Source organism: Microcoleus sp. PH2017_28_MFU_U_A (assembly GCF_020738035.1).
Taxonomy (GTDB): domain Bacteria; phylum Cyanobacteriota; class Cyanobacteriia; order Cyanobacteriales; family Microcoleaceae; genus Microcoleus.
The window spans coordinates 1-6,666 of record NZ_JAEQCX010000198.1 but is presented as its reverse complement, the minus strand read 5'-3'; the positions used below and the strand labels follow the sequence as shown (position 1 = coordinate 6,666).

Here is a 6,666-nt window from a genome sequence, read left to right as displayed (position 1 = left end):
TACCTTGGGATGGCCGACCACTCAATAGCGCAGGAAGTGAACTCTTTCATTGTAGCTAAAGATGGCTTTAGTTAAGTTTGGGTAAGTTTTACGAAGCAGTTAAGGCAATATTTTTGAGAAGGAGAATTTTTTGATGCGTGCTGGCAGCGGGCTAATCCGGCAACGACAAAAAATTCAATATCTTTGAGATTTTTGCCCTCTAGCTTCTAGTGTTGGGAAACCCTGCGTTAGAATTAAGCTATATATAGACAGGCGTGCAATGTATTGTACCAGTATAAAAAATCGAGCAGGCTTTAGAAGGCGGTAGCTGTGAAACCAATTCGTTCATTAGAAGATGCTTTAAACCGCTGTCAGGCTATGGGAATGCGCTTGAGCCGCCAGCGTCGATTTATTCTAGAGCTTTTGTGGGATGCAAAAGAACACCTCTCGGCTCGCGAAATTTACGATCGCCTGAACCAACAAGCAAAGGGGATCGGTCATACTTCTGTTTATCAAAATCTGGAAGCTTTGTCGAGAGAAGGGATTATTGAGTGCATCGAACGCTCGGAAGGACGCTTGTACGGGAATGTCAGCGACTCTCACTCTCATGTCAATTGTCTGGATACGGCTCAGATTCTCGACGTTCATGTGGAATTGCCGATCGACTTGATTGAACAAATCCAACAGCAAACAGGTGTCAAAATTGTAGACTACCGGATAGATTTCTACGGATATAGATCGGCAGAGTCAGCTACGGCAGCATCAACTGCTAGCGATACGCCAAAAGCTTCGTAAATGATGAGGCAGCCACTGTTAGAAGCAAAAGGGATATTTTTGCTGTGGCTGTTGAAGGTATAAAATGATTCAAATATTGATAGTGGCTCGATCGGGCCGAGGTACGTTGTTGGGCTTTAGCCCTCTTTACACATACCTCTAAAGAGGGCTAAAGCCCAACAACGTACCTTGAAACTCAAACTCGATCGGCAAGTTGGGCGATCGGGAAATAAAATGTAGCACTAAGTAAAAAAAATAGCTCTACCCTCTATACGTATAAAGTTGGGAGAAAATCCGGGTTTAGTACCCGCTTGATTTTTTAGTCGGCCCGAATCGATCGAAATTTTGTGTAGCAACATTTTCAGAACCCTGGCAAATTTATCTGTGGAGTCAAGACGAAAATCGAAGATCGAAAATTGAAAATCGCTAGACTGACGGGGCTTTCTAATGTTTTTTCAGCTAAACTGCACCGGAAGCAGTGAATAATTGTTGGATAACTGGTATGATTTACGTGCTTCTTGAGCCTAAAATACTTGGAAGCAAGCAGTGGGGCTAGACACGAACCTCACTACAAAACGCCGTAAAGGGAAAAATTGCAAGTACCTTGAAGGAAATTCTAGATCTCCTTAACAGGAGTCAGAAGCCCACATCGCAATCGATGATTTGATGTGGGAGTGTCACGGAGAGAGCGCATTACAGGACAGGCTGAAGTAATGGCGAGACGACAATCTGACCAATTCCACACACCACCCAAATACAACCCATCCCCCAAACCGACGGCACAGTTGAGTGCAGAGGCGACAGGCGATGCAAGTTCCTCCCTCACGGCGTCGCCGAGGGAGGGGAAAAGAACTTTTTGGCAGTGGCAACTGATCTGGCTGAGTCTCCTGGTGGGATTTGGAGTAACGGGTGCCGCTGCATTTCTGTGGCTGCTGACGATGCCACCGCCACCGAATTGCCAGCAACTGTCGCCATTGGCGGCGGACGGAGAGCGACTTTACTGCGCTCAGCAAGCTGCTAAATCGGGCAAGCTAGAACAGCTAGAATCGGCAATAGGACTGGTGCAGGCTTGGCCGAAAGAACACCCGCTATACTCGCAGGGCCAACATTTGATCGGGGAATGGTCGAAAGCCATGCTCGCATTTGCCAGGGCAAAAATTGAGCTGGGCGATTTGAAGGGCGCTCTGGCGATTGTGGCGAAAATTCCGAAAACCAGTCCGTCTTACCCAGAGGTACAGGATGCTGTGACTGCTTGGGAAAAAAATTGGCAGGAGGGGCAAAAACTCTACGATACAGCGCTAGCAGCTTTGAAAAGTGAGGATTTGAGGAAGGCATGGGATTACGCTCAAGCTCTGTTTAAGCTGGAAAATATTTTCTGGAGTCAGAAGCGCTACAACGAGCTGATCCAGCAAATTTCTCTGGAAAGAAACGGCTGGCAGCGCTTGCAAGAGGCTAGAAATTTGGCGCAGGAGGGAACTCCGCAAAAGTTCGCTGAGGCGATCGTCCTGGCTCGCAAAATAGACCCGCAGCTTTTTGCCCGCGGTAAAGCAGAAAAGGAAATTGAAGGCTGGAGCCGGACTTTGCTGGCAATGGCGACTAAGCGGTTGAAGGGGAAAGACCTTCCGGGGGCGATCGAGGCTGCTTCTGTGGTGCCCCAAGATTCGCCGCTGTTTGCGGAAGCTCAAGATTTGATGCAGTTGGGTAGGGCTCAGGCGGTGATGTGGAACCAGTCGGTATCGACACCGCTGGCTCAGCACATTTTTACTTTGCTGGAAGGGCAGGGGGCTGCTAGCCAAATTGCTCCTGGCCGACCTCTGTACAAGCAGGCTCAAGTTCAAGTTGAAAGTTTACAGGTGCAGTTTCAAGATTTACTGCGGCTGCAAGTGGCAAGCACGATCGCGAGTTTCGGTCAAATCGGGGCGCTTCAGATGGCGATCGAGCAAGCGCAAACCATCGGGCCTCGTCAGCCGCGGCGGGTTCACGCTCAAACTTTGGTGGCTACTTGGCGCCGCGAAATTCAGCGGATCGAAGACCAAGCTTTTGTGAACCTGGCGAAGCAGTTGGTAGCACCGGGAACGGTTGAAGGACTTAAGGGCGGCATTGCTCAGGTACTTCTGATCTCTCAAAACCGTCCCCGCAGAGTAGAGGCGCAAACTCTCCTGGCTCAGTGGACGAAACGCATAGAAGTTATTCAAGATCAGCCTTTTTTAGATGAGGCGATCGCCCTGGCCAAGCAAGGAAAACTGACCGCGGCTATTGACAAAGCTTCGGAAATTAAGAGCGGTAGGACTCTTTACGCTAAAGCTCAGGATAATGTCTATCAGTGGGTGAGCGAACTGCAAGTTGCTCAAGATCGTCCGATTCTCGATCGAGCTGCGGAATTAGCATCTCAAGGTAGTCTGTCGGCGGCGATTAATATGGCTTCCCAAGTCGGTTACGGTAGGGCGCTGCACTCAGAGGCAGCAGGTGCGATCGGGCGCTGGAGCGCCGAACTCAGAGCCAACACTGCGCCGCCGCCGGAGCCCGCTCGCGAGTACGCGCCGGCTCCGCAACAGGAAGAGTACGCGCCGGCTCCGCAACAGGAAGAGTACGCGCCGGCTCCGCGACAGGAAGAGTACGCGCCGGCTCCGGAGCCTTACTATCCGCCCGCCAGACAAGAGGCTCCGGCTCCGGCTCCAGAACCTTACTATCCGCCCGCCAGAGAAGAGGCTCCAGCTCCGGCTCCGGAACCTTACTATCCGCCCGCGAGGGAGCCGGAACCTTACTATCCGCCCGCGAGGGAGCCGGAACCTTACTATCCGCCCGCCAGACAGGAGGCCCCAGCTCCGGCTCCAGAACCTGCTCGTCCTCCGGCTCCGGCTCCGGAACCGGCGCCTTCGATTCCTCAGCCGGCTGGACCTCCTGATGCTAATTTGATCCCCGAGTAATTGGGTTTTAGGGGAGGCGCGTCTAACATCTCACATCTAAAATATAAAATCGAGTGAGTAATTTACAACTGCTGTCGATCGATCCCGACCCCATTTTCCGACTGGGGCTGAGAGTCGCCTGCGAGCAGTATCCAGACTTGGAAGTTGTCGCAGATGTGGGCACGGGAACCGAGGCGTTGGAGGTTCTGGAAGCTCGATCGACCGCCTCTCTCTGGGCCAAGAAGCCCGTTGATTTGGTAATTTTGGCTGTTGAGAGGTTAAGTTTGCGATCGGGTCTAATACAGACGCTGGCAGTTTGTGGCGAGTTCAAAAATTTGTACCCCAACCTACCGCTGTTGCTCCTAGGTGGGCCACTCGCACCGGATCAGTTGGGGCAGTTACAAGCTGCGGGCGCGAAGGGCTATTGTCCTAAAGATAGAGATATTTCCGAGACAATAGAAGCTATTCGCGTGGTAGCATCCAGCGGCACTTATTGGCCGACAGATACGCCAGCGAACTCTCAAATAGAGCTAAATTCAGCGACGGTTAAAACAATAGAAAATTCCGCAGCCAATCCAGAAGAAAATGCTGAGAGTCTGACAATTGATACGCCCGTACACAAAAAAATTCTGGCTTATTTTTGTGTGTCTGGATTGCGAGAAATAGATGCAGCTTTGGCAATTGTCAAAGCTGATTTGGAACAGATCAAAGTGGCAGATTCGACAGACTTAGCCACTATTTTAGATGGGATTGTAGTCAGCGGGCGCCGCCGAGAATTGCTGGCTGCTCGTTGGATTGTCAGTCAGTTATTGGAAGTCCGAGGGAAGTCGGAAGAAGTCCGAGGGGAGAAGGAAGAGTCCGAGGGGAGAAGAAAGACGGGAGAAGAAAGAGGGGAGAGTTTGTGGGATAATTCTCAGTTGCAAGTCACGAATTCCCGAGGTTCGGGTCAATCTTTGGTGCTGACAAATAATTGGCAAGGTAGCTTGTTTGACTCGGTGGCTGCTAAATTGCAGGTGGATTTGGTGAATTTGACTGGCGTGCCTTTGGAGATCGATATTTTGCGATCGACCAAAAAGCACGAATTGATGAGTTCCATCCTGCGGAAGTTACGGGAGTTGCTAGAGGAATTGCGCTTGGGGCAAGTGCAGCAAACTCAATTTTCGGAAAAAATGCCTGCTATTTTGCGGGATTTGTGGGAAGCGACAATCATAGATTTTTTTGGCAGATACTATACGCTGCAAACGGGAGAAAATCTGGTTGTTGACAGCAGTCAAACAAGCTTGAAACTACTGCCAGAAAGTCAAGGGGAAATCGCTGCTAATTTATGGGGCGGCAGCGGCGTAGAAGTGGTGCCGGTGCTGCTGGCAGATGAAACAGCAGTTGCCACGGAAATCCTTGATAAAATTCCGATGACAGTTGATTTATTTGCACATTTGCTATTTGAAATTCCCCTCACAGTTGACAATCTTTCTTGTGTTGCTGGCAGCCCGCAAGCGATGCAGCGAGCAGAAGCTTTGTTGGAAAATTTGGTAATTCAAGTTGCTAGCGGAGTCGTGCAGCCTCTGCTCAATAATTTTGCAGATATTGAGGAAATCAAGCAAACTTTTTACGATGGCAAGTTGATTTCAACACGAGAAATTGAGCGGTTTCGGAATGATTTATCGTGGAGATATCGCTGGGATAGCTATTTTGTAGAACCTAAAGCTATTTTTGAAAGCAGGTTTTGGCTGTTTGTGTTGGGCGATTCTGGAATTAAGAGAATTTCTATTTATGCTCCAAGAAATCTGGAGTTAGCACAGTTGTCTGGGTGGCAGTTGGCTTTAACTTTGGTGCTGGAAACTCGGGATGCGATCGCACCTAGGGTTCGCGCTGTTATTTCGCTGTTGGGTACTGCTGTTGTTTACGTTTTGACTCAAGTTATCGGGCGGGGAATTGGTTTGATCGGGCGGGGAATTATCCAAGGTATTGGCAATTCTTTGCAGGATAGCAAGTTTGGCAAAAATGGCTGAGGGAACAGTTGACAGTTGACAGTTGACAGTTGACAGTTGTCCGAGAAGGGTTAAAAACCGCAAAGCCTGCCAGAATTATTTCGTTTGTCCGAGGGGTGCATCTGGGTTTGGCAAATATGTTTGTAGGGGCGAAGCATGACCTCCGTGAATATGAGAGTATAACTAATAACTTATATGCGGTCATGCTTCTTCAGGCTTCAAAAACCAGAGGCACCCGAAGAGTGAACAGGACAATGTACGGGAGTGAACGGATTGAGATAAATCAGTATGATGAGAGATAATTGGTAATTGTTAATTGATGATTGATGGTATTATAGATAATGAATTAATGTTATAAGGTTGACTTTTTATGAGTATTATGATAGCGATTGATGCCGATCGCATAAACAGCTTAGATTTGTCTCCGGTGCGGACTGTTATTGAACAGTGGCTGGCCACAGGATCGATCGCCCAAAACGAACAACAGGTACAATTTGAAATTGAGTATCCGCGCGAAGAATTAGATCCGCGAGAAATCTCCGAACTTCCCGAAGTGCGGCTGTGGTTTATTCGGTTGGATGCTTGTTATCCTTGGCTGCCATTTTTGCTGGATTGGAAAGCCGGAGAATTGGCCCGGTATGCCGCGATGTTAGTGCCGCACCAATTCCACCGCACCCAAGGCATTCAGTACAATCCTGAAGCTTTGGAAATGTTTTTGATGAGCAAAATTTTTGTGTTGACTGATTGGTTGAACCAGCAGGGAATTCCGAGTAAATCGAAGTTGATGGCAATGTCGCAGATGTTTGGTTACGATTTGGATGATGCTTTTTTTGATGTCATCGTGCCTTATTCGGGTTTGTGATTTCCTGGATGAATCGGCGGTTAGTTGAAACTGGTTCCAATCACCTCGTATTTCAATTACCCGGCGGTTGAAACCGCGTCTACACAAACCAAACCCACCTCCGTGGGTTAAAGATTTTATTTGATAATTTTCCATCTCCGAATACCTTCTTCGTCCA

General features: G+C 48.9%; 4 protein-coding genes. All 4 read left to right on the top strand.

Going from position 1 to position 6,666, the window contains the following annotated elements; genetic code table 11:
• Positions 1-309: 309 nt before the first annotated feature.
• Positions 310-774 carry a Fur family transcriptional regulator gene (locus tag JGK14_RS33325; RefSeq protein ID WP_293187058.1) on the top strand — a complete coding sequence of 155 codons (465 nt, stop codon included), beginning with the start codon at positions 310-312 and terminating at the stop codon, positions 772-774.
• A gap of 692 nt (positions 775-1,466) precedes the next feature.
• Positions 1,467-3,680 carry a hypothetical protein gene (locus JGK14_RS33320; protein ID WP_293199318.1) on the top strand — a complete coding sequence of 738 codons (2,214 nt, stop codon included), beginning with the start codon at positions 1,467-1,469 and terminating at the stop codon, positions 3,678-3,680.
• Between the two features lie 53 nt (positions 3,681-3,733).
• Complete coding sequence (locus JGK14_RS33315) at positions 3,734-5,668, top strand: DUF3685 domain-containing protein (protein ID WP_293226750.1); 1,935 nt, start codon at positions 3,734-3,736, stop codon at positions 5,666-5,668.
• A gap of 349 nt (positions 5,669-6,017) precedes the next feature.
• Entirely contained in the window at positions 6,018-6,509 is a 492-nt protein-coding gene (locus JGK14_RS33310; RefSeq protein ID WP_293187055.1) for a CRR6 family NdhI maturation factor, read from the top strand.
• Positions 6,510-6,666: the final 157 nt, after the last annotated feature.

What these genes read in the sequence shown, in the direction of transcription:
- JGK14_RS33320 (WP_293199318.1), top strand. Translation starts at nt 1,467, where the DNA reads ATGGCGAGACGACAATCTGACCAATTCCACACACCACCCAAATACAAC.
- JGK14_RS33310 (WP_293187055.1), top strand. Translation starts at nt 6,018, where the DNA reads ATGAGTATTATGATAGCGATTGATGCCGATCGCATAAACAGCTTAGAT.